Below are 404 nucleotides of genomic sequence, written 5' to 3' on the forward strand. Positions count from 1 at the left end.
GCCTGCGCCCGCCCGACGTAGTCGAGCATCGCCTGGTTCAGTCCAGGGGCGAATGCCATCACCACCGAGCTGCGGATGCCGCGCGGATTGCGCGACAGCGCCAGCAGCGTGGAGATACCGCCCCAGGACGCGGAGACCAGGTGATTGACCTCGAAGCGCTCGATCAGCGCCAGGAGGATTTCCACCTCGTCGTCCTTGGTGATCAACCCGCGCTGCGGGTTGTGCTGACGCGACTGCCCGGCGAAGGGCAGGTCGAACAGCACCACGTTGAAATGTTCGGCCAGGCACTTGCAGGTCCGGGCGAACGAGGCGGTGGTCGCCATCGCGCCGTTGACCAGCATCACCGTGCTGCGCCCGGGATCCTGCCCAACGCGCTCGACATGTACCCGCAGGCCCTTGCAAAC

The 404-nt window shown here is 66.6% G+C and carries 1 pseudogene; it reads right to left on the reverse strand.

Annotation, left to right across the window (positions count from 1 at the left end):
* Positions 1 to 404, reverse strand: a pseudogene (gene rhlA / locus FMN63_RS00145) (3-(3-hydroxydecanoyloxy)decanoate synthase); the annotation flags it as partial.

The sequence above is a fragment of the Stappia sp. BW2 genome, assembly GCF_008107695.1.
GTDB lineage: Bacteria > Pseudomonadota > Alphaproteobacteria > Rhizobiales > Stappiaceae > Roseibium.